The following is a 22,085-nucleotide window of genomic DNA, read 5'->3' as shown; positions in this document are numbered from 1 at the left end:
CTCAGCCGCCCAGCGCCGTCGCCATGGTGTGGATGAGCAGGCCGGCCAGCGCACCCACCACGGTGCCGTTGATCCGGATGAACTGCAGGTCGCGGCCGACGTTGGCCTCGATCTTGCGGGACGCCTCGTCGGCGTCCCACCCGGCCACGGTGTCCGAGATCAGCGAGGTGATCTCGGCCCGGTACGTCTCGACCACGTACTGCGCCGCGTCCTGCAGCCAGCCGTCCGCCTTGCCCTGCAGCCGCCGGTCGCGGGAGAGCCGGCGCCCGAAGGAGCGCAGCGCGTCGCGGATCCGGGTGCGCAGCTGGCTGTCCTCGTCCTCGGCGGCGTTCAGCACCAGCGAGCGGATGGCGGCCCAGGAGGAGGCGATCAGGTCCTGCACCTCGTCGCGGACCAGCAGCTCCGCCTTCGCCCGCTCGACCCGGGCCTTGGTCGCCTCGTCGGTCTGCAGCTCGACCGCGAAGTCGGCCAGGAAGGTGTCGATCGCGCCGCGGGCCGGGTGCTGCGGGTCGTCGCGGATCGCGGTGACGAAGCGCATCAGCTCCTTGTAGACCCGCTCACCGACCTGGTGGTCGACGAACCTGGGCGTCCAGCCGGGCGACTTGAGCGCGACCTTGTCCACCACGTCGACGTGGTGCTCGGCCAGCCAGTCGTGCACCCGCACCGCGACCAGGTCGACGACGCCATGGTGGCCGCCGTCCGCCACCACCTTGCCGAGCATCCGTCCTATCGGCTCGGCGACCTGGGTGGCCGCGGCCCGCCGGGTGACCGCCTCGCTCACCACCGCCTGGACGTCCTCGTCGCGCAGCACCGCCAGCACCCCGCGCAGCGCGGCGGCGGCCTCGGTGGTGACCCGCTCGGCGCTGCCGGGCGCGGCCAGCCACTCGCCGAGCCGGCGGGCGATGCCGAGCGAGGCCAGCCGGGAGCGGACCACCTGGGCGGAGAGGAAGTTCTCGCCGACGAAGTCGCCGAGCGACTTGCCGAAGGCGTCCTTCTTGGTCGGGATGATCGCGGTGTGCGGAATCGGCAGGCCGAACGGGCGCCGGAACAGCGCGGTGACGGCGAACCAGTCGGCCAGCGCACCGACCATGCCGGCCTCGGCGGCGGCCGCGACATACCCCGTCCAGCTGCCCCACCCGGCCGCACCGGCCCAGGTCGCCAGGGCGTAGACGACGGTGGCGACGGCGAGGAACCCGGTGGCGATCGCCTTCATCCGGCGCACGCCCTGCCGCTTCTCCTCATCGGCGGCGGTGAACCGGACCCCGGGGGCGACCGTCACCGGCTTGCTCTCGTTTCTGCTCTGCTCCACTCGGCCAGTGTGACTTAACGACCTTCAAATCCGGTGCTTCGCCCACCGATCACGATCCGCCGGACCCCGCTCCACCGGTCCGGGTCGGTCACACCGCGCCCGTCCAGCAGCACCCGCACCCCCGGAAAGTCGGCCGGCCCGACCTCCCGGTACTCGGCGTGGTCCGCCTGCACGACCACCGCCTCGACCGGCTCCCCCGCGTACGGCGCCAGCCCCAGCGCCGCCAGCGCCGCCGCGTCGTACAGCGGATCGCTGACGTACGCCGTCCCGCCCGCCGCCCGCACGGCCGCGACCAGCGGGAACACCCCCGAGCAAGCGGTCTCCCGCACCCCGCCGCGATAGGCCGCGCCGAGCACCAGGACCGCCCGGCCGGCCAGCTCACCGAGCGCGCCGCGCAGCAGGTCCACCGCGTAGCCGGGCATCGCCTCGTTGGCCTCCCGGGCGGCCCGCACCACGCCGGCCTGTGGGTCGTTCCACAGGTAGAGCCTCGGGTAGACCGGGATGCAGTGGCCGCCGACCGCGATCCCGGGCCGGTGCAGATGGCTGTACGGCTGGGTGTTGCAGGCCTCCAGGACCGGTGCCAGGTCGATCCCGCTGCGCTCGGCGAACCGCGCGAACTCGTTCACCAGCGCGATGTTGACGTCCCGGTAGGTGGTCTCGGCCAGCTTGGCCAGCTCGGCCGCCTCCGCCGAGCCGAGATCGCGCACGCCGTTGCCCTGCGGCAGGTCCGGACGCGGGTCGAAGTCCAGCACCGCCTGGTAGAACTCCACCCCGCGCCGGCCCGAGGCCGCGTCGATGCCGCCGACCAGCTTGGGATAGCGGCGCAGGTCGGCGAAGACCCGGCCGGTGAGCACCCGCTCCGGGCTGAAGACCAGCGCGAAGTCCCGCCCGGCCGTCAGCCCCGAGCCGGCCGCCAGCTGCCCGGCCCAGCGGCCGCGGGTGGTGCCGACCGGCAGCGTGGTCTCGTAGCTGACCAGGGCGCCGCGGCGCAGCCCGGCCGCGATGTCGGCGGTGGCGGCGTCCAGCGCGGTGAAGTCCGGCGCGCCCGTACCGTCCGTCAGCAGCGGGACGACCACGACCACCGCCTGCGCACCCGCGACGGCCGCGGTGGTGTCGGTGGTGGCGGTCAGCAGACCGTCGGCGACCACCCGCTTGAGCCGCTCGGCCAACTCCGCCTCGCCGGGGAACGGCTCCCGGCCCTCGGCGACGGCCGCGACCACGGCCGGCGCCAGGTCCGCCCCGGTGACCCGGTGACCCTTGCCCGCGTACTGCACCGCCAACGGCAGCCCGATCTTGCCGAGCCCGACCACACAGATGTCCACGACTCTCACTCCCCGCGGCACTAGGCCGTGTCTGACAATTCGCGTCGGATGAGCCCGCGGCGTTGGGCGCCCGGCTGGGCGTGCCGGCGGATCGTCCTCGTACTGGGTCGTACTTGGATGATCCGCCGGTGCGTCCAGCCGGGATGCCCGGCGTCGCGGGCCCGGCGGGAATTGTCAGACACGGCCTAGGCCCAGCGCTCGTACGTCCGCTCGGTGAATTCCCGCCAGCCCGAACTCCGGTGCAGCCGCCGCCGGACCTGGGCCGGGACCAGCCCGCGCCAGAGCTGCACCGGCACGGGCAGCGGCCTGGGCTCCGGCGCCTGCTCCACCGCCGCGTCCTGCGCCTGCTGCTCCTGCGCCGCCGGGGCCGACCGCTCGCCGTAGGCCGCCTGGTAGCGGATCAGCCGGCGCAGCGCGGCCACCCGGCCGCGCCGGGCCAGGTCCAGGCGCAGCCGGTCGCGCACCGGGAGCTCAGCCAGCGCCGCCTCCTCGCAGTGCAGCGCGACCAGGCGGCCGACCCCGGCGCAGACCCGTCGCTGGGCCGGTTCGGGCAGCGCGAGGAAGTCCGCGGTCAGCAGGCGCGGGATCTCCCAGGAGAACGCCCGGGCCCGCAACGCCTCGCGCTCCGCGCCGGGTTCGGCCAGCCGCTCCGCCACGCCGAGCATCGCGGCCACCCCGCGCAGCCGGTCCTCGTGCCGGGCCCGCACGGTCACGTTCCCGTGGTCCTCGCGCAGGACCGCGTAGTAGCAGTCGTAGTCGGCCAGCACCGAGATCCGCCGCGAGCGCAGGCAGGCCTCCAGGGTGAACGGCTGGTCGGAGTAGGCCGGCAGGTCCTCGCGCTTGCGCAACCCGTGCCGCTCGATCAGCTCCCGCCGGAAGAGCTTGGTGTCGGAGAGCGCCCAGGCCAGTGCGGAGTCGGTGAAGGTGATCCGGTCCCGGTTGGCCTCGAAGATCCCCTGCGGCACCTGCCGCCCGCCGACGCCGACCATCCGGCCGAGCACCACGTCCGACTCGGCGCGGTCCGCGAGCGCCACCAGCCGCTCCAGCGCGTGTTCGCCGAGCCAGTCGTCGGCGCCGAGGAAGAACACGTACCGGCCGCGGGCCAGCTCCAGCGCACGGTTGCCGGGTGCCGCCGGGCCGCCGGAGTTGGGCTGGTGAACGACCCGGACGAGCCCCGGATGGCGGGCCGCGAAGGCGCACAGCTCGGCGCCGCCGCCGTCGGTGGAGCCGTCGTCGACCGCGACCACCTCCAGGCCGCCGCCGGGCCGGCGGCGGATGGACTGGCCGGCCAGCGACTCCAGGCAGGCGGTCAGATAGGGCATCGCGTTGTAGACGGCCAGCACGACCGTCACGTCGACGTCGTTCACGGGATCAGCGCCTCCTGGCCGTACCGGGCGGCGGACAGGACGTCCTCGGCCAGCTCCACCGCGCGCAGGCCGTCCCGCAGGGTCACCGTCACGCCGGGCCGCCCGGCCAGCGCGTCGCGGAACCGCTCGTGCTCGGCCACTAGCGGCTCCGGACCGACGACGGCGCAGGCGGTGGCCGAGCCGTCGGCCTGCAGGGTCAGCGTCCCCGCCAGGGTGTCGGCGACCAGGCAGCCGCGCTCGCCGGTCACCACGACCACCCGCTCGCGCACCGGGCTGAGCCGGCTGACCAGGTGGCTGACCATCGTCCCGTCGTCCAGCGTGCCGATCACCGCTGCCAGGTCCTCGTGCCCGCCGGCGCTGCGGCGCACCGTGCGGGCCGACAGCGGGCCGTACTCCGCGCCGGTGATCCAGCGGGTCAGGTCGATGTCGTGGGTGGCCAGGTCCTGGACCACGCCGACGTCCACCATCCGTGCGGGAAACGGTCCCTGACGTCGCGTCATTACCTGGTGCAGGGGGCCGAGTTCACCGGCGGCCACCAGGTCGCGCAGTCGGCGCAGCGCCGGGTTGAACCGCTCGACATGGCCGACCGAGGCCACCAGGCCCCGCGACTCGAACGCCTCGACCAGCCGGCCGGCGGCGGCGGCGCAACGGGCCAGCGGCTTCTCGATCAGGGCGGCCACCCCGTGCGCGGCCAGGGCCAGGCCGATCTCCTCGTGCAGCCCGGTCGGGCAGGCCACCACGGCGTAGTCCAGACCCCGGGCGAGCAGGCCCTCCAGCGCCGCGAAGACCGGCGTCCCGTGCGCCGCCCCGGTGGGGTCGCCGGCCGGATCGGCCACCCCGACCAGCCGTACGCCGGGCAGCGCGGCCAGCACCCGGGCGTGGTGGCGGCCCATCGCACCGATGCCGACCAGCCCGGCCCGCAGGCGCGGACCGTCCGCGCTCACCGTTCGCCGCCCAGCAGCGTCGCGACCGCGTCGACCGCCGCGACCACCCGGTCCAACTCGCCCTCGGTCAGCCCGGGGTGGACCGGCAGCGAGAGCACCTCGGCCGCCGCCCGGTCGGTCGCCGGCAGCTCCAGGCCCGCCAGGGCCGTCCCCGCGTAGGCGGGCTGGCGGTGGATCGGCACCGCGTAGTGCACCGCGCTGCCGACCCCCCGCTTTGCCAACTCCTGCTGGAAAAGCTCCCGTTGGCCGGCGATCCGAACCGTGTACTGGTGGTAGACGTGTCCCGCCCCGGCCGCCACCGGCGGGGTCGGCACCCCGCGCAGCCGGGCGTCCAACGCCTTGGCGTGCTCCCGGCGCCGCTCGGTCCACCCGGAGAGCGCCGCCAGCTGGACCCGCCCGACGGCCGCCGACACGTCGGTCATCCGCAGGTTCGCGCCGACCAGCTCGTGGCGGTAGCGCTCAGCCATCCCCTGATTACGCAACATCCGCAGCCGCGCGGCCAGTCGGGCGTCCTCGACGACCACCATGCCGCCCTCCAGGGCGTGCATGTTCTTGGTCGGGTAGAAGCTGAAGCAGCCGGCCGTGCCGAGCGCGCCGACCGGACGGCCGTGCAGGGTGGCGGCGTGCGCCTGGCAGGCGTCCTCGACCACCGCCAGCCCGTGCCGCGCGGCCAGCGGGAGCAGCCGGTCCATCGCGGCGGGGTGCCCGTACAGGTGGACCGGCAACAGCGCCGCGGTACGCGGCCCGACGGCCGCCGCGGCGGCGTCCGGGTCCAGACAGAAGCTGTCCGCCTCGATGTCCGCGAACACCGGCTCGGCGCCCACCAGTCGCACGGCGTTGGCGGTCGCCGCGAACGAGAAGGACGGCACCACCACCTCGTCCCCGGGGCCGATCCCCAGCGCCAACAGGCTCAGGTACAGCGCCGACGTACCGGAGTTGACGGCCACGCAGGCCCGTCCGTCCACCAGCTCGGAGAACTCCCGCTCGAAGGCCGCCACTTCGGGCCCCTGGACCACCACCCCGGTGCGCAACACCCGGACGGCGGCGGCGATCTCCGCCTCCCCGATCACCGGCCGGGCCACCGGGACCGTCTCAGGCCCTGCCATCTCCGAGCTCCCTAGTGCCGGTCCACGCTTCCGGTCGTGTCAACGCCACCAGGCCCACCCGGGTTACTCGCCCCACCCTTTCGAGTGGGGCGAGCCGAACACCCGGGCGCCCGGCCGTACGACCGTGCGGCGTCCCCGTCTCAGCCGATCGGGACCTTGGCGTACATCCGGGCGATCACGTCCTCGATGGCGGGCTCGCGGACCGAGAGGTCGAGCAGGGGGTAACCGGCCGCCACCGCGGCGACGATGGGCGCGGCGCTGTCCTCGGCCGGGAAGGCCAGCCACTGGCGGGCGCCGTCCACCTTGACCACGCGGGCGCCCGGGACCTCGATCGGGGCCGACGGGCCGGCCAGGTCGACGACCAGGGTCCGTTCGCTGCGCCCGGTCGCGTGCAGGCCGTCCAGGCCGCCGTCGTAGACCATCCGTCCGTGGTCGATCACCATCACCCGGCCGCACAACTGCTCGATGTCGGTGAGGTCGTGGGTGGTGAGCAGCACGGTGGTGCCGGCGACGGTGTTGATCTCGCGCAGGAACTCCCGCACCCGCACCTTGCTGACCACGTCCAGGCCGATGGTCGGCTCGTCCAGGTACAGCACCTGCGGGTCGTGCAGCAGAGCAGCCGCCAGGTCGCCGCGCATCCGCTGGCCGAGCGACAGTTGGCGCACCGGGGTGTCCAGCAGCGGCCCCAGCTCCAGCAGTTCGACGCACCGGTCGAGGTTGGCCCGGTAGCGGGCGTCCGGGATCCGGTAGATCCGGCGGGCCAGGTCGTAGGAGTCGCGCAGCGGCAGGTCCCACCAGAGTGTGGTCCGCTGGCCGAAGACCACCCCGATCCGGCGGGCCAGCCGGGTGCGTTCTCGGGCCGGGTCGACGCCGGCCACCCGCAACCGTCCGGCGCTGGGGACCAGGATGCCGGTGAGCATCTTGATGGTGGTGGACTTGCCCGCGCCGTTCGGCCCGATGTAGCCGACGCACTCGCCGGCCTCCACGGTGAAGCTCAACCCGTCCACCGCACGCACCTCGCGGCGCTCACGGCGCAGCCGCCCGACCTTCGCGCGGATGGTGAACGTCCGTGCCACGTCTTCGAGTTCGATCAATGCCATGTCGTTGCTCCTGTTCGTGAGGTCGGGTGGTCCGGTCAGTTACCGGCGCCGCGGTAGGCCCGCAGCCCGGCCCGCCAGGCGAGGGCCGCCACCAGGACGCTGAGGGCCGCCGCGAGCGGCGAGGCGAACTGGAAGGCCGCGGGCAGGCCGAGCGGGTCCGGCTTGCCCAGGATGTGCAGCAGCGGCAGCCAGTTGACGAAGGCCAGCGGCACGCCGAAGGTGACCCCGGCGACCAGCTCCTTGGCGAAGACGGTCGGCGGGTAGTGCAGCAGCGTCGCGCCGCCGTAGGTGAAGGAGTTCTGCAGTTCCTTGGCCTCGCCCCACCAGAACTGCAGGGTGGCGCCGCCGACGAAGAGCGCGCCGAAGATCACCGTGCCGCTGACCAGCAGCGCCGCCAGCAGGAGCACCTTGTCCCAGCTCCAGTCGACCCGCAGCGCGCTCACCGACCAGAGCAGGACGACGGTCGCCTGGGCCGGGCGCCCGAGCCGGCGCAGCGTGAAACGCTCGGCGCAGACCTGCGAGAGCGCCGGGGCCGGGCGGATCAGCATCACGTCCAGGGTGCCGGCCCGGATCCGCTCACCGAGCGCGTCCACGCTGCCCACCAGCAGGTCGGCCATGCCGAGCGCGAAGGCCGACGTCCCGTACAGCAGCCCGAGTTCGGGCAGCGTCCAGCCGCCGAGCCGGTCGGTGTGCTGGAACATCAGGATCACCACGACGAAGTCGAGTGAGGTGATCATGATGTTGGCGCCGAGCATCAGCACGAAGGAGGTGCGGTAGGCCATCGCGGCCCGCGTCCACATCGCGGCACTCAACTGCCAGGAGCGCAGCGCCCAGCGCAGCCGCTCCAGCCGGCCCTGCGGCTCCAGCAGGCTCTCCGGCTCCAGCAGGCTCTCCGGCTCCAACGGGCGCTCCGGCCGCACCGAACTCCCGTTCTCCACCAGGTACTCAGCCACCCTGGACCACCACCTTGCGGGTTGCCAGCAGCTGCGCCGCCCGGCCGAGGGCCAGCAGCACGACGGCCCAGGCGAGTTGGAAGCCCAGGCCGGCCAGCAGGGCCGAACCGGTGCTGCGTTCGAGGAAGATGTCCGTCGGCACCTGGATCAGTGCTGCCCAGGGCAGCACCTGCGCGGCCTGGCGCAGCCCGTCCGGGAAGAGGCCGAGCGGCAGCAGCATCCCGGAGAAGAACATCGCCACCACCAGCATCACCGCGCGCACCCCGTCGGAGTCGTGCAACCAGAAGCCGCTGAGCGAGACCAGGTAGCGCAGCCCGAAACTGACCAGCACCGCGAGCAGCACCGACAGCAGGAAGACCGGCCAGGTCAGCGGCGAGTGCGGCATCCTGGCGTGGAAGGCGATCGCGCCCGCGGTGATCGGGGCCAAGCCCCGGGCGAGCAGCTGGAAGCCGGCCCTGCCGAGGTCGGCCGCCAGCCACCAGCCGAGGAAGTCGACCGGGCGGTAGAGGTCGACGGCGATGTCGCCGGTCCGGAACCGCTCCTGGACGTCGTCCTGGAATCCGCCGCCCCAGACCGCGACGGTGATCAGCAGCGACTGGCTGACCCAGATGTAGGTGACGGCCTGGCTGGTGTCGTACCCGCCCAGGCCGGGCCGGGCCCGCCAGAGCGCGAGGAAGGTGTAGGCGAGGATGAAGCCGAACACCGTGTTGGTGAAGACCCCGGCCAGCGTCGCCGCCCGGTAGGTCGAGTAGCGGCGGAACGAGCCGCGTGCGATGGCCAGATAGAGCCTGGCCGACGATCCCATCAACTGTCTCCTTATCGACTTTTCCATGTTCGGGAGCAACACGGAAATGCCCCGACCGGCAGGCCCCGGGGGTGTCCGGGCGTCGGGCGGAGCTACGGATATGAGGTTGTCCGAGCCCACCGTATCGCCGGAGCGCGCGGTTCCGCAGGGTATTTATTCGCGCACGCTCTGCCACGGATCGTGATCAAGATTCACCAGATTTCGCCCCGAATCACCCATAATCCAGCCATGGACCACGACCAGCTCAGCGCCGAGGACCGGGCGGAGGGCGGCGGCCCGGGCGCGCGCCGCCGCGATCTGCGCCGGTCCAGGCGCCGCGCCCGCCGCACCGCACGCGGCGCGCTCTCCCGCCGACGCCGGCTGATCCCGACCTGGCGGGTACTGGCCGGCACCCTGGCCGGACTGCTGCTGCTCGGCATCGCCGCGTTCGCGACGCTCTGCCTGGTCGTCCCGGTGCCCGACGCGAACGCCCGCGCGGTCGCCCAGAGCAACATCTACTACTGGTCCGACGGCAGCACCGAACTGGCCCGCACCGGCTCGGTGAACCGCGAGGACGTCCCGATCTCCGCGATCAGCACCGACACCCAACACGCCGTGGTCGCCGCCGAGGACCGCACCTTCTACCGCAACCGGGGCGTCGACCCGCTGGGCATGGCACGGGCTGCCTGGAACACGCTGACCGGCAAGGGCACCCAGGGCGGCTCGACGATCACCCAGCAGTACGTCAAGAACTACTACCTGACGCAGGACCAGACCCTCACCCGCAAGACCCAGGAGTTCTTCATCGCGCTCAAGGTGGACCGCACCGAGAGCAAGGACGCCATCCTGGCCGGCTACCTCAACTCCAGCTACTTCGGGCGCAACGCCTACGGCATCCAGACCGCGGCCCGCGCCTACTACGGCGTCGACTCCGATCAGCTGACACTCCCTCAGAGCGCTTACCTGGCCGCCCTGCTGCAGGCCCCCAGCGCCTACGACGTCCGCAACACCACCCCCGCCGACCGCGACCGGGCCGTCGCCCGCTGGAACTACGTGCTGGACGGCATGGTCACCCAGCACTGGCTGGACCCCGCCGCCCGCGGCGCGCTGACCTTCCCCGAACCGCTCGACCCGCAGCCCGCCGCCGGACTGAGCGGCCAGGCCGGCTACCTGGTGGGCATCGCCGACGACTATCTGACCGGCACCGGCACCATCGACGCGGCCACCCTCAAGGCCGGCGGCTGGCGGATCACCACCACCTTCGACCAGGCCAGACAGGGCGCCCTGGCCGCCGCCGTCCACCAGGAGCTGACCGCCGCACTGGATCCGGCCGCCCGGCCGGACAGCGACACCGACGTCCGGGTGGCCGGCGCCTCGGTGGAGACCGCCACCGGCAGGATCGTCGCGCTCTACGGCGGCCCGGACTACGCCACCCAGCCCTACGACGACGCGGTCCGCCAGGACAACCAGATCGGCTCCACCTTCAAGCCGATCGACCTCGCGGCCGGCCTGGAGGGTGCCCACCGCACCCAGGACGGCCGACTGATCACCCCCGCGACGCTCTACGACGGCACCAGCGGCCGCCCGGTGGTCGGCGGCCCCACCCCGTACGCCCCGCCGAACGAGGACGGCGTCGACTACGGTCCGGTGACCCTGCGGTACGCGATGACCCAGTCGGTCAACTCGGTCTACGCCCAGGAGGGCGTGGACGCCGGCCTGACCGGCGTGCGGCGGACCGCCGTCGCGCTGGGCGTCCCGGCCACCGTCCAGGGCATGTCGCCCGGCGACACCTCGATGACGCTGGGCACCGCGACCCCGAGCGCCCTCGACCTGGCCGGCGTGTACGCCGCGTTCGCCCACCACGGCCAGGCGATCACGCCGTGGCCCGTGCAGCGGATCGACCGGCCCGGCAACAACGACGACCTCCCGGGGCTGCCGCAACACCCGGCCGCCACCGCCGTCGCCCGGAGCACCGCGGACGCCGTCACCGACGTCCTGCGGGACGTGATCGGCCCGGGCGCCACCGGCGCCGCGGCCCTCGCCCTCGGCCGTCCGGCGGCCGGCAAGACCGGCAGCACCGACCAGAACCTGTCCGCCTGGTTCGCCGGCTACACCCCCGAACTCGCCACCGCGGTCGGCCTGTTCCGCGAGGACCCGACCAGCCACGGCAAGCTCCCGCTGACCGGGACCGGTGGGCTCACCCGGGTCGACGGCGGTGGGCTGCCCACCGCGATCTGGACGGACTACACGGCCGCCGCGCTGGCCGGCAGCACCCCGCAGGCCTTCGACCTCCAGCTACGCGGCAGCCCCTGAGGCGGCCGCCCCCTTCCGGGGACGACCGCCTCAGGGGCTGCCGTCTACAGGCTCTAGCGGTGCGCCTGGGCCTGCGCCGCCGCGGCGGCCTCGCCCAGTGCCTTGACGCTCTGCTGGATCTGCGCCAGCTCGCTCGGGGAGACCGAGCTGGTGCCGCTCCCCGTCGTCGGCGTCGACGGCGTCGACGGCAGGGCCGGCAGCGAGGGCAGCGAGATCGGCAGCCCCAGGCCGGCGAGCAGGCCCTTGATGGTGTTCAGCAGGCTGGTCACCAGTCCGAGGATCCCGCTGGTGTCGACGCTCGGCAGACTCGGGGTACTCGGCAGCGACGGAAGCGACGGCACGGTCGGCAGCGACGGCAGCGACGGGGCACCCGGCACGGTCGGCAGGGTCACCGACGGCACCCCGGCGGTGGGCACCCGCACCGGGAGGAGACCGAGGTCCCACGGCACGGTCGAGGCCGAGCCGACCCGCGGGGACTCCGCGCCGGAACTGGGGACGGCGGCGGTCGCCACGGTGACCGACGTGAGGCTCAGAGCTGCGGTGAGGGCGGCAGCCGTCCATATGGCACGCATGAGGGTGGTTCTCCTGTTCGGTGGGGAAGAGGCAGAGCGCCTGATCCACACGTTGGAGCAGACCCGGCCCGCCGGCCACCGCTCCTACGCCGAATGTGTGGCGACCTGCCCACACCCCGTCACCGGAAGTCGGCCTGGCCGACTTCCCCACCCGCACCGCCCCCTGACGCCCCCTCGGTCAGAGGTAGAGCCCGGTCGACCCGTCCGACTCCTTCAGCCGCTCGGCCGCCACCGCGTGCAGGTCGCGCTCGCGCAGCAGCACGTAGGTCGCGCCGCGCACCTCGACCTCCAGCTTGTCCTCCGGGTCGTAGAGCACCCGGTCCCCGGGCTCCACCGAGCGCACGCTCTGGCCCACCGCTGCGGCCTCGGCCCAGACACACCTCTTGCTGAGCTCGGCGGTCGCGGGGATGAGAATGCCGCCGGTCGAGCGCCGCTCACCCTCGCTGCCCTCGGTCCGGACCAGGACGCGGTCGTGCAGCATCCGGATGGGGAGCTTCTCACCCATCCGGTCATGGCTGAGCCGGTCCCGCTGCTGGTTCTGCTCGTCGTTCGCGCTCACGCCCCTGACCGTACCTGGCCCGGCCCGCCCGCGTGGCGACAGGGCCGGGTGCGCCACGCGCTCCCGGCCCCGCCCGCACCCTCGCGGTCGGTCGCGGTCAGTCGCGCCGGCGCTTGCGTGCCGAGGCCACCAGCAGCAGCACACCCGTGCCGACCAGCGCGGCGGGCACGATCCGCTCCTTGCGGGGCTGACCCTTCTCGTCCACGAACTGGGCCTTCAGCTGCTCCACGCCGCGGCTGGCACCGACGTACACGCGGCCGATCCGCTGCTCGACCGCGGCCAGCGCCTTGGCCCGCACCTGCGCGGCCACCGTGGTCGGGTGCACGCGCACCGCGAGCTCGTCCAGGGTCACCGCCAGCTGCGTCCGAGTCCGGGCGATGTCCGCCTCGATCTCGGCGGTGGTCCGCACCGCCTTGTCCTTCGTCTTCCCCTCGCCCACCAGGGCCACCTCACTCAGCTCGCGTCGCAGTCTGCTCCGGCCCAGTTTGTCAGCTCCCCGGCCGCCACGCGCAGTCCCACCCACCATCAGAGGTAGGTTTGCGACGGCACGACCGCCAGTCCAGCACGAGGAGAGATCCACCGTGAGTGAGCGCCTCCAGGCCGGGGACACCGCCCCCGCCTTCACCCTGCCCGACGCCGACGGCACGCAGGTGTCCCTCGCCGACCACCTCGGCCGCAAGGTGATCGTCTACTTCTACCCCGCCGCACTGACCCCCGGCTGCACCACCCAGGCCTGCGACTTCACCGACAACCTGGAGGTCTTCGCGGGCGCCGGCTACGACGTCATCGGCATCTCCCCGGACAAGCCCGAGAAGCTCGGCAAGTTCCGCGAGGCCGAGGACCTCAAGGTCACCCTGCTCGCCGACCAGGACAAGTCCGTCCTGGAGGCGTACGGCGCCTACGGCGAGAAGAGCCTCTACGGCAAGACCGTGGTCGGCGTGATCCGCTCCACCGTGGTGGTGGACGAGAGCGGCAAGGTCGAGCGCGCGCTCTACAACGTCAAGGCCACCGGCCACGTCGCCAAGCTGCTGCGCGACCTCAAGGTCGACGCCTCCTGACGGCACGGCACGGCGACGGCCCCGGCTCCCCCACAGGGGCCGGGGCCGTCGCGTTCCACCCGCAGCGTCAGCCGGGCAGGCCCACCGCCCGCTCGCCGCTGCGCCGCTGCTGGATCACCACGGCGACCACGAGCAGCGAACCCTGGGCCACGTTCTGCCAGAACGAGTTGATGCCCTGCACGGTCAGCCCGTTCTCCAGCGCGCCGAGCAGCGCCACCGCGAGCAGCGTGCCGCCGATACCGCCCTTGCCGCCCTTGAGCGCGCAGCCGCCCAGCGCGGCCGCGGTGATCGACTGGAGTTCCAGTCCCTCACTGCCCGAGGTCGGCTGCCCCGACCCGGTCCGCGCGGTCAGCAGGATGCCGGCCACCGCCGCGACCACGCCGAGCAGGCCGTAGACCGCGATCAGGTACTTGTTGATGTTGATGCCGGCCAGTCGGGCCGCCGTGTCGTTGCCGCCGATCGCGTAGATGTTGCGACCGATGTCGGTGTACTTCAGCAGCACGTGCACGGCCAGCGCCACCACGATCAGCAGCCACACCATCACCGGCAGCGCGGCGATCTTGCCGCGGCTGAGGAAGATGAAGATGCTGTTGTTCAGCACGTAGCCCTGGGCGGCGCCGTTGGAGATCAGCTGGGCGACACCCTTGTACGCGGCCAGGCCGGCCAGCGTGGCGATGGTGGCGTTGACCCGGCCGTAGACGATGATCACGCCGTTCAGCAGGCCGATCACCACGCCGACACCGATCGCCGCAGCCATGCCGACCAGCGCGTTGGAGCCCGCCGAGGTGAAGGCCATCGCGCTGACCACCGAGGCCAGACCGGCCTGCGAGCCGACCGAGATGTCCAGCCCGCCGCAGATGATCACGACGGTCTGCACGACGGCCAGCAGGCCGCTGATGGTCGCCGCCTCGGCGATCACCTGGATGTTGTTCCAGCTCAGGTAGTTGTCGTTCAGCGAGCCGAAGAGCGCCAGAACCACCACCAGCCCGCCGATCAGGCTGAGATTCTGCCCGCCGACCGAGGCGAGGAGCTCGGACAGCTTGCCGCGGCTCTTCACCTCCGGCGTGCTCTCGGACAGGGTCGTGGTGCTCATGCGGTCCTTCCTTCGTCACTCGACACCAGGTCGTCGGCCATGGCGAGGGAGAGGATCCGCTCCTCGGTGGCCTGCTCCCGGTCCAACTCGCCGGTGATCCGGCCGTTCTGCATCACCACGACCCGGTCGGCCAGCCCGAGTACCTCGGGCAGCTCGGAGGAGATCACCAGCAGCGCGATCCCCTCCTTCGCCAGGTCCGCGATGATCTGGTAGATCTCCGCCTTGGCACCCACGTCGATGCCACGGGTCGGTTCGTCCAGGATCAGCACCTTGGGCTTGCGTGCCAACCACCGTGCCAGCACCACCTTCTGCTGGTTCCCGCCGGAGAGCTTGCGCACCTCGTGCTCGATCGAGGGAGTGCGCACGCGCAGCCGGTCGGAGTACTCCTGCGCCAACTCCCGCTCGGCGGACCGGCGGACGAACCGCCAGCGGCGCAGCCGCTCCAACACCACCAACGAGGTGTTGTCCCGGATCGAGCGGTGCAGGAAGAGCGCCTGGGCCTTGCGCTCCTCGGGCGCCAGGCCGAGCCCGGCCCGGATCACCTCTCCGGGCCGACCGGACCTCAACTCCTGCCCCTCCAGCAGGACTTTCCCGCTGCGGATCGGACGGTCGCCGGCCAGCGCGAGCGCCAGCTCGGAGCGACCGGCCCCGATCAGCCCGGCCAGGCCGACCACCTCACCGGCCCTGACCTGCAGGCTGATCCCGGTGACGTCGTCGGTGGAGATGTCCTGGACGTCCAGCACCACCCGGTCGGTGGCCACCATCTGCCGCACGAACATGGTGGACAGATCCCGGCCCACCATCAACCGCACCAGGTCGGCCTCGCCGGCCTGCGCCGCGTCCAGCACCCCGGCCACCGCGCCGTCGCGCAACACCGCGATCCGGTCGGCGAGTTGGAAGATCTCCTTCATCCGGTGCGAGACGTAGACGACCGCCACACCCTGATCGCGCAGCCGCCGGATCAGCGCGAAGAGCGCGTCCACCTCCTGCTCGGAGAGCGAGGAGGTCGGCTCGTCGAACGCGATGACCTTCGCCTCACCGGTCAACGCGCGGAGGATTTCGACCAGTTGACGCTGCGCCGGGGTGAGCTCGGAGCCCAGCAGATCCGGGTCGAGCACCCGGGCGAACCCGAGCCGCTCCAGATCCGCCTCGATCCGCCGACGCAGCTCGGCACGGTCCAGCCGGCGCCCCGAACGACGGGGCAGCGCACCGGCGTAGACGTTCTCGGCGACCGAGACGTGCGGGATGATCTCCGGCTCCTGCGGGATGATCCTGATCCCGGCGGCCCGCGCCTGGGCCGGCGAGTGCAGGGCCACCTCGACCCCGTCCAGCAGGACGTGTCCCTCGGTCGGCTGATGGTCACCGGTGAGGATCTTCAACAGGGTGGACTTGCCCGCCCCGTTCTCCCCCATCAGCGCCGTCACCTGCCCTGGCGGGAACTCCAGGGTCACCCCGTTCAACGCTCGGACGGCACCGAAGCTCTTGCCGAGCCCCCGGACCGCCGCGCCCGGGTTCGTCAGTGTGGTCGTCACAACCTGTTCCTCAGCTGCACTTGAGGCCGGAGGCCTGCCAGTTGGTCGGGTCGACCATCGTGGTCGGCGCGAAGGCCTCCTGCGGGAACGCCTTACCGTTCTTGAGCTTGTCGTACATGGTCTGGACGGCCAGGGCGCCGACGTCACTGCCGTTGATGAAGAGCGCGGCCTTCATCCCGGACGGCTTGCCGCTGCCCCAGTCCTTGCAGGCCAGGTAGGCGCCGAGGCCGACGCCGATCACGTTGTCGGCCGTGACGCCCGCGTTCTCCATCGCGGTGACGCCACCCTGGACGTTCTCGTCGTTGCAGCCCCAGATCACCCAGTGCTTGACGCCCGCGTTGGCGGTGATGGTCGCGGCGATCTTGTCCTGCGCGCCGGTCGGGGTGTTGTCGGTCGCGACGTCGATGTTCTGCACGGTGGCGCCGGAGCCGGCGGTGAACGCCGTCTTGGCGGCCTTCACGCGGTCACCGCAGACCGTCACATCCTGCTGCCAGGCCGAGATGATCCGGGTGTCGGCGGCGTTCCAGCCCGCCTTCTTGAACTCGTCGGCGGCCCGCTTGCCGACCTCGGTGCCCATCTGCTCGCCACTGAAGCCGATCCGGGGCACCAGGTCCGAGGCGCCGCAGGAGGCCGGCTTCGGGCCGGTGGTGCAGATCTGGTCGTCCGAGGTGAGCAGCTGGACCTTGGCGTCCTTGGCGGTCTGCACCACCTGCGGACCGACAGCCGGGTCCGGGACGACGATGATCAGACCGTTACTCTTCTGGGCGATGGCCGACTGCTCGTCGCTGATCGTCTGGTTCGCGTCGTTGCCGAGGTTGACCACCTTGAGGTCCACCCCCAGCTGGGCGGCCTTGGCCTTGGCGCCGGCGGCCTCGCCGACGAAGTACTCCTGGTCCCCCTGCTTCTGCAGGTAGGTGATGGAGATCTTCCCGGACACCGTGGCGGCGTCGCCGCCGGACGAGGCGGTCGACTGCTGCCCGGTCGAGCAGGCGGTCAGACCGAGTGTGACAAGCAGGCCGACAGCTGCGGCGGTGCGGCGGCGAGTGCGCGCGGTGATCATGTGGGGGAGACTCCTTCGGCTCACAATCAATCAGAACCAAACAGGTTCCAACGCGATGTGGGATATGACACCCCTTTTCGCCGCCCCACGTCAAGAGCTTTCGCACACATCCGCACAGGTCGAAACGGAACCGTTGCCAGCGAGCAGGGAGCGAAAAGCGCCGCCGGCGACTCGCCCCCGGGGCGAGGATGCCGGGAATACCCCGGACCTCACTATCTGCTACCCATGATTGACAATCGGTCATCACGGGCGAAGAGGGGTCACCATGCCGAGCCGGGTCAGATACTCCCGCGAACTGCTCACCAGCCTCGCTGCCGAGGCAACGTCACTCGACGAGCTGCTGCAGGCTCTCGGCGCCGATCCCGATCGATGGCGGCGCAAGTACCTTCGTCAGAGACTCAATGCCTTCGCGATCGATACGTCCCACTTCCGGGCAACAGGGAGTATCTATACGCGCGAACTACTGGAGGACGCCGTCGCTGCGTCGTCCAGCGTGGCGGGCGTAGTTCGACACCTTCAACTGCGCCAGGCCGGAGGCACCCAGGCACACATCGGCCGCCGCATCAAGCACTTCGGGATAGACACCTCACACTTCACCGGCCAGGCCCACAGCAGGGGGAAGAGCTTCCCGTCGCGACTGAGCGCCGGCGAGGTGCTCGTTCGACGGGCCCCAGGAGCCAACCGCATCCCGGGCTCCCGACTGCGCCGCGCCCTCCTCGAACTCGGCAGGGACGACGTCTGCGCCGACTGCGGGATAAGTCCGATCTGGCGCGGGCGGGCGCTGACGCTTGAGGTCGACCACATCAACGGCGACTGGTCGGACAATCACGCGGACAACCTGCGGCTGCTGTGCCCGAACTGTCATGCCGTCACCGATACCTACTGTGGGCGCAACCATCGCTCATCGTCTCGACGGTCGGGGCAGTCCGTATGAGTCCGTGAAGAATCCCCGGCGACGGACCCCAGGAAGAAGAAGTACGATAGCCCGCAGTAGGCGGCCGTGGCGGAGCAGGCAGACGCGCCAGACTTAGGATCTGGTGGGATGATATCCCGTGAGGGTTCGAATCCCTCCGGCCGCACAAGATATGCCTTGATAACGAAGGCCCGCAGTCAAACGACTGACGGGCCTTCGTTATGTCCCCTCACCCCAGGAGCTCACGCACCACCGGTGCCAGCGCCCGGAAGGCCTGGCCGCGGTGGCTGATGGCGTTCTTCTCGTCCGCCGTCAGCTCGGCGCAGGTCCGGCTCTCGCCCTGCGGCTGGAGGATGGGGTCGTAGCCGAAGCCGCCGGCGCCGGCGGGGGCGGTGCGCAGGTCGCCCGACAGGCGGCCCTCCACGACGCGTTCGGTGCCGTCCGGCAGGGCGAAGGCGGCGGCGCAGGCGAAGTGGGCGGCGCGGTGCGGGGGGGCGATGTCGGAGAGTTGGGCGAGCAGCAGGTCCAGGTTGGCCTGGTCGTCGCCGTGCTTGCCGGCCCAGCGGGCGGAGAAGATGCCGGGGGCGCCGCCGAGCACGTCCACGCAGAGGCCGGAGTCGTCCGCGACGGCGGGCAGTCCGGTCGCCTGGGCCAGCGCGTGAGCCTTGAGCAGGGCGTTCTCCGCGAAGGTCACGCCGGTCTCGGCCACGTCCGGGATCTCGGGGTAGGCGTCGGCGCCGACGAGTTCGACGTCGAGGCCGACGGTGGCGAGGATGGCACGCAGCTCGGCGACCTTGTGCTGGTTGCGGGTGGCGAGGACGAGGCGTCGGGGAGAGGTCATGACCCCCAGCGTATCGACCGTCAGCTCGCGCAGACCTTCGTCAGGTTCCCCACCGCGTCGCCGAGCGGCCCGAGGTCGGGCACCTGCTTGGCGTTTATCGCCTGCTGGGTCTTGTCGGCCTGGGTCTGCAGGTCGGTGACCGCCTTGGAGACGTCCGTGTTGCCCGCGTTCTTGCCGAGCTTGTCGAGGTCGCTCTTCAGGTTCGCCAGCGCCTTGCCGGCGGCCGTCGGGTTGTTCCCGGAGTTGTTGTAGGCGTCGTTCAGCTGGTTCAGGTCGCCGCCGACCCGGACCGCGGTGTTGCCGCAGTCCATCGCCTTCTGGGCGGCGGAACAACTGACGATGCTGAGCGGGAGGACGAGGAGCAGCGCGGCCACGGCGAGGGTGGCGGGGCGGGTGATGCTGTGCGGCATCGGGTCCTCCGGTACGGGCGGTGGCACGGTGAGCCTTCCCGGAGAACGACGGCCGGGGACCGGCCCGCGGTTCCCCGCGTGAGCTTCTGCGGGGAACCGTACGGGTTCGGCGGGTGGCCTGTACAGCGGATCAGCCCTGGTTGCGGCAGATCAGCCCTCCAGGACCTTGCGCTGGATCTCGTCGAGCTCGGCGCAGCCGAGGGTGCCCAGGTCGAGCAGCTGATTGAGCAGGTCCCGGTCGAACGGCGCGCCCTCGGCGGTGCCCTGGACCTCGACGAAGCGGCCGTCCGAGGTGCAGACGATGTTCATGTCGGTCTCGGCCCGGACGTCCTCCTCGTAGCGGAGGTCCAGCATCGGCACGCCGTCGATGATCCCGACGCTGACCGCGCTGACGCCGCCGGTGATCGGCTGGCCCTTGGCGCGCAGCAGCTTCTTCTCGCGGGCCCAGGAGACGGCGTCCACCAGGGCGACGTACGCGCCGGTGATCGCGGCGGTGCGGGTGCCGCCGTCCGCCTGCAGGACGTCGCAGTCGAGCACGATGGTGTTCTCTGCCAGGGCGCGGTGGTCGATGACCGCCCGCAGCGAGCGGCCGATCAGGCGGCTGATCTCGTGGGTGCGCCCGCCGATCTTGCCGCGGACGGACTCACGGTCGCCACGGGTGTTGGTGGCGCGGGGCAGCATGGCGTACTCGGCGGTGACCCAGCCCTCCCCGCTGCCCTTGCGCCAGCGCGGGACGCCCTCGGTGACGCTGGCGGTGCAGAGGACTTTGGTGTCCCCGTAGGAAACGAGGACGGAGCCCTCGGCGTGCTTGCTCCAGGCGCGCTCGATGGTGATCGGGCGGAGCTGGTCGGCGGTGCGGCCGTCGATACGTGACATAGCGTCTGAGCCTAGTCGTTCCGCGCAGACCGACGGCCCGCCGCCGCGATGCGGTGACGGGCCGTCGGGGTGTGGCTCAGCGCATGGCGAGCGTCACACCAGGGTCACATCATGTCCTCGATCTCGGCGGCGATCGGGTCGGCGTCGGTGCCGATGACGACCTGGATCGCGGTGCCCATCTTGACGACGCCGTGCGCACCGGCGGCCTTGAGGGCGGCCTCGTTGATGAGGGAGGCGTCCTTCACCTCGGTGCGCAGGCGGGTGATGCAGCCCTCGACCTCTTCGATGTTCTCGATACCGCCGAGACCGGCGACGATCTTCTCAGCCTTGGTGGCCATGTCTTTCTCCCTCTGTCTCGGCGTACCGGCAGCCTTGCCGGGGACCGTCCTGCCTCTGTGCCGTGCGGTGCCGCCGGTGTGACACGGACTCAGCCGCCCGGGTCGTGATCCGGCGCGACCAGCATCACCCGGTTCGTTCCGTTCCGCCACGTTAGTCCACGTTCGGACCAGTTCCGCGCGCGGGTTCTGGATCTTCCTCTCAGGATGAGGACGAGTGGGGACCCGGGCCCGGCGCGCGGACGACTGCACCACAACTGGTCTACACCAATTTCGGGCTACTCCCAAAACGCGGGGGCGGCCCGCAGTGTTCCCGCCCCCGCTCCGCCCGGACCGCGGGGCGAGCCGTTCGACGGCCGGCAGCGGAGGAGCATGATGAGTGCGGCGAACACCGCGGTGCCACCCGAGCGACTCTGGTGGCAGAGCTTCTACAACGGTCTGCAGAAGATGGGCCGCAGCCTCCAACTGCCCGTCGCGGTGCTCCCCGCGGCGGGCATTCTCAACCGCCTGGGCCAGCCGGACATCTTCGGGCCCCAGGGCCGGGTCGCCGATCTGCCGGACGTGGCCAAGGTGCTGGCCGGGGCGGGCGGCGCGCTGCTGGACTCCTCACTCGGCCTCCCCCTGCTGTTCTGTGTGGGCGTCGCCATCGGCATGGCCAAGAAGGCGGACGGTTCGACCGCGCTGGCGGCGGTGGCCGGCTTCCTCGTCTACTACAACATCCTCCACCAGTTCCCGGTGAAGCCGCTCACCACACCGCCGACCTACCAGAACCCCGGGGTGTTCGGCGGCATCGTGATGGGCCTGCTGACGTCCTGGTTCTGGCTGCGCTTCCACCGGACCAAGCTGGTCGACTGGCTCGGCTTCTTCAACGGCCGGCGCCTGGTCCCGATGATCATGGCGTTCGTCGGCATGGTCTTCGCGGTGATCTGCCTCTGGGTCTGGCCGCCGGTCGGCACCAGCCTGACCCACTTCAGCAACTTCCTCAGCGAGCGCGGCTCGCTCGGCTCCGGCCTCTTCGGCGTGGCCAACCGGGGGCTGCTGGTGGTCGGCCTGCACCAGTTCCTGAACACCTTCATGTGGTTCCAGTACGGCACCTACACCAACGCCTCCGGACAGACCTTCAACGGTGACATCAACCGCTTCCTCGCGGGCGACCCGACGGCCGGACAGTTCACCTCCGGCTTCTTCCCGATCATGATGTTCGCGCTGCCGGCCGCCGCCCTGGCCATCGCGCACAGCGCCAAGCCACACCGCCGCAAGGAGGTGACGGGCCTGATGATCTCGGTCGCCCTGACCTCCTTCGTGACCGGCGTCACCGAGCCGATCGAGTACTCCTTCCTCTACGTCGCGCCGCTGCTGTACGTGGCGCACGCGCTGCTGACCGGGCTGTCGATGGGCGTCACCTGGGGGCTCGGGGTGCACGACGGGTTCAGCTTCTCGGCCGGGCTGATCGACTACCTGATCAACTGGACGCTGGCCACCAAGCCCTGGCTGATCATCCCGATCGGCCTCTGCTTCGCGGTGGTCTACTACACGCTCTTCCGCGTCATGATCACGAAGTTCAACCTGACCACCCCCGGGCGCGAGCCCGAGGACGAGGTCGAGGACGTCACCAAGGCCTGACGCCCCGCACACACC

22 protein-coding genes and 1 tRNA gene are annotated in these 22,085 nt (G+C 71.6%); 5 read left to right on the top strand and 18 right to left on the bottom strand.

The features are described 5' to 3' along the window. Position 1 precedes the first annotated feature (1 nt). From BS80_RS04770 to BS80_RS04735, 8 genes are all read right to left on the bottom strand, one after another. Entirely contained in the window at positions 2-1,213 is a 1,212-nt protein-coding gene (locus tag BS80_RS04770; RefSeq protein ID WP_157535933.1) for a DUF445 domain-containing protein, read from the bottom strand. Positions 1,214-1,323: 110 nt separating this feature from the next. Next, positions 1,324-2,631 (bottom strand): nucleotide sugar dehydrogenase, encoded by a 1,308-nt coding sequence (locus BS80_RS04765; RefSeq protein WP_035793572.1) that lies wholly within the window; start codon positions 2,629-2,631, stop codon positions 1,324-1,326. 185 nt (positions 2,632-2,816) lie between these two features. Further along, positions 2,817-3,998 (bottom strand): glycosyltransferase family 2 protein, encoded by a 1,182-nt coding sequence (locus tag BS80_RS04760; protein WP_051966012.1) that lies wholly within the window; start codon positions 3,996-3,998, stop codon positions 2,817-2,819. Next, positions 3,995-4,942, bottom strand: coding sequence for a Gfo/Idh/MocA family protein (locus BS80_RS04755; RefSeq protein ID WP_035793569.1), 948 nt, complete (start codon positions 4,940-4,942; stop codon positions 3,995-3,997). Before BS80_RS04755 ends, BS80_RS04760 begins: the two co-directional genes overlap by 4 nt. After that, positions 4,939-6,048, bottom strand: coding sequence for a DegT/DnrJ/EryC1/StrS family aminotransferase (locus BS80_RS04750; protein WP_035793566.1), 1,110 nt, complete (start codon positions 6,046-6,048; stop codon positions 4,939-4,941). The genes BS80_RS04755 and BS80_RS04750 overlap by 4 nt, the downstream gene beginning before the upstream one ends. Before the next feature lie 140 nt (positions 6,049-6,188). Beyond that, positions 6,189-7,148 (bottom strand): ABC transporter ATP-binding protein, encoded by a 960-nt coding sequence (locus tag BS80_RS04745; RefSeq protein ID WP_035793565.1) that lies wholly within the window; start codon positions 7,146-7,148, stop codon positions 6,189-6,191. Positions 7,149-7,183: 35 nt separating this feature from the next. Next, positions 7,184-8,101, bottom strand: a complete 918-nt coding sequence (locus BS80_RS04740; protein WP_232246360.1) for an ABC transporter permease — start codon at positions 8,099-8,101, stop codon at positions 7,184-7,186. Next, positions 8,094-8,906 (bottom strand): ABC transporter permease, encoded by an 813-nt coding sequence (locus BS80_RS04735; protein WP_035793563.1) that lies wholly within the window; start codon positions 8,904-8,906, stop codon positions 8,094-8,096. The genes BS80_RS04740 and BS80_RS04735 overlap by 8 nt, the downstream gene beginning before the upstream one ends. A gap of 228 nt (positions 8,907-9,134) precedes the next feature. On the opposite strand from BS80_RS04735, the gene BS80_RS04730 reads away from it, so the two are divergent. After that, positions 9,135-11,198 carry a transglycosylase domain-containing protein gene (locus tag BS80_RS04730; protein WP_051966010.1) on the top strand — a complete coding sequence of 688 codons (2,064 nt, stop codon included), beginning with the start codon at positions 9,135-9,137 and terminating at the stop codon, positions 11,196-11,198. Positions 11,199-11,251: 53 nt separating this feature from the next. Here BS80_RS04730 and BS80_RS04725 read toward each other — a convergent pair whose 3' ends face one another. The 3 genes from BS80_RS04725 to BS80_RS04715 all read right to left on the bottom strand — a co-directional run bounded on the left by BS80_RS04725 (position 11,252) and on the right by BS80_RS04715 (position 12,768). Beyond that, the gene (locus tag BS80_RS04725; RefSeq protein WP_035793561.1) at positions 11,252-11,770 is read right to left on the bottom strand and encodes a hypothetical protein; all 519 of its coding nucleotides are present in this window, start codon (positions 11,768-11,770) and stop codon (positions 11,252-11,254) included. 178 nt (positions 11,771-11,948) lie between these two features. Beyond that, positions 11,949-12,329, bottom strand: a complete 381-nt coding sequence (locus BS80_RS04720) for a GroES family chaperonin (protein ID WP_035793559.1) — start codon at positions 12,327-12,329, stop codon at positions 11,949-11,951. A 97-nt stretch (positions 12,330-12,426) separates the two neighbouring features. Further along, on the bottom strand, positions 12,427-12,768 hold the full coding sequence (locus BS80_RS04715) for a DUF3618 domain-containing protein (RefSeq protein ID WP_063771903.1): 342 nt from the start codon (positions 12,766-12,768) through the stop codon (positions 12,427-12,429). Between the two features lie 142 nt (positions 12,769-12,910). On the opposite strand from BS80_RS04715, the gene bcp reads away from it, so the two are divergent. Next, complete coding sequence (gene bcp, locus BS80_RS04710) at positions 12,911-13,387, top strand: thioredoxin-dependent thiol peroxidase (protein ID WP_035793557.1); 477 nt, start codon at positions 12,911-12,913, stop codon at positions 13,385-13,387. A gap of 67 nt (positions 13,388-13,454) precedes the next feature. On the opposite strand, the gene BS80_RS04705 is transcribed toward bcp, so the two are convergent. Genes BS80_RS04705 through BS80_RS04695 form a run of 3 tightly spaced genes read right to left on the bottom strand, consistent with a single transcriptional unit; the run spans position 13,455 to position 17,072 of the window. Then, positions 13,455-14,480 (bottom strand): ABC transporter permease, encoded by a 1,026-nt coding sequence (locus BS80_RS04705; protein WP_035793554.1) that lies wholly within the window; start codon positions 14,478-14,480, stop codon positions 13,455-13,457. Further along, the gene (locus BS80_RS04700; protein ID WP_051966008.1) at positions 14,477-16,012 is read right to left on the bottom strand and encodes a sugar ABC transporter ATP-binding protein; all 1,536 of its coding nucleotides are present in this window, start codon (positions 16,010-16,012) and stop codon (positions 14,477-14,479) included. Before BS80_RS04700 ends, BS80_RS04705 begins: the two co-directional genes overlap by 4 nt. A gap of 10 nt (positions 16,013-16,022) precedes the next feature. After that, positions 16,023-17,072 (bottom strand): substrate-binding domain-containing protein, encoded by a 1,050-nt coding sequence (locus BS80_RS04695; RefSeq protein ID WP_083974243.1) that lies wholly within the window; start codon positions 17,070-17,072, stop codon positions 16,023-16,025. A 265-nt stretch (positions 17,073-17,337) separates the two neighbouring features. Here BS80_RS04695 and BS80_RS04690 point away from each other — a divergent pair, with 265 nt between their 5' ends. Together BS80_RS04690 and BS80_RS04685 are read left to right on the top strand one after the other, a co-directional pair. Then, complete coding sequence (locus tag BS80_RS04690) at positions 17,338-18,006, top strand: HNH endonuclease signature motif containing protein (RefSeq protein ID WP_035793551.1); 669 nt, start codon at positions 17,338-17,340, stop codon at positions 18,004-18,006. Between the two features lie 60 nt (positions 18,007-18,066). Then, positions 18,067-18,151, top strand: a tRNA-Leu gene (locus BS80_RS04685). A gap of 63 nt (positions 18,152-18,214) precedes the next feature. On the opposite strand, the gene rdgB is transcribed toward BS80_RS04685, so the two are convergent. From rdgB to BS80_RS04665, 4 genes are all read right to left on the bottom strand, one after another. Next, on the bottom strand, positions 18,215-18,826 hold the full coding sequence (gene rdgB / locus BS80_RS04680; protein WP_035793548.1) for an RdgB/HAM1 family non-canonical purine NTP pyrophosphatase: 612 nt from the start codon (positions 18,824-18,826) through the stop codon (positions 18,215-18,217). Between the two features lie 20 nt (positions 18,827-18,846). Continuing rightward, positions 18,847-19,236, bottom strand: coding sequence for a hypothetical protein (locus tag BS80_RS04675; protein ID WP_035793546.1), 390 nt, complete (start codon positions 19,234-19,236; stop codon positions 18,847-18,849). 150 nt (positions 19,237-19,386) lie between these two features. Then, entirely contained in the window at positions 19,387-20,112 is a 726-nt protein-coding gene (rph, locus tag BS80_RS04670; protein WP_035793545.1) for a ribonuclease PH, read from the bottom strand. 104 nt (positions 20,113-20,216) lie between these two features. Further along, positions 20,217-20,450 (bottom strand): glucose PTS transporter subunit EIIB, encoded by a 234-nt coding sequence (locus BS80_RS04665; protein ID WP_035793544.1) that lies wholly within the window; start codon positions 20,448-20,450, stop codon positions 20,217-20,219. 372 nt (positions 20,451-20,822) lie between these two features. Here BS80_RS04665 and BS80_RS04660 point away from each other — a divergent pair, with 372 nt between their 5' ends. Next, positions 20,823-22,070, top strand: coding sequence for a PTS transporter subunit EIIC (locus BS80_RS04660; protein ID WP_035793543.1), 1,248 nt, complete (start codon positions 20,823-20,825; stop codon positions 22,068-22,070). The last annotated feature ends 15 nt before the right edge of the window (positions 22,071-22,085 follow it).

It is taken from the genome of Kitasatospora mediocidica KCTC 9733 (genome assembly GCF_000744225.1).
Taxonomy (GTDB): domain Bacteria; phylum Actinomycetota; class Actinomycetes; order Streptomycetales; family Streptomycetaceae; genus Kitasatospora; species Kitasatospora mediocidica.
Note: the sequence above shows the minus strand (reverse complement) of the source record. Positions and strands in the feature narration are given on the sequence as shown.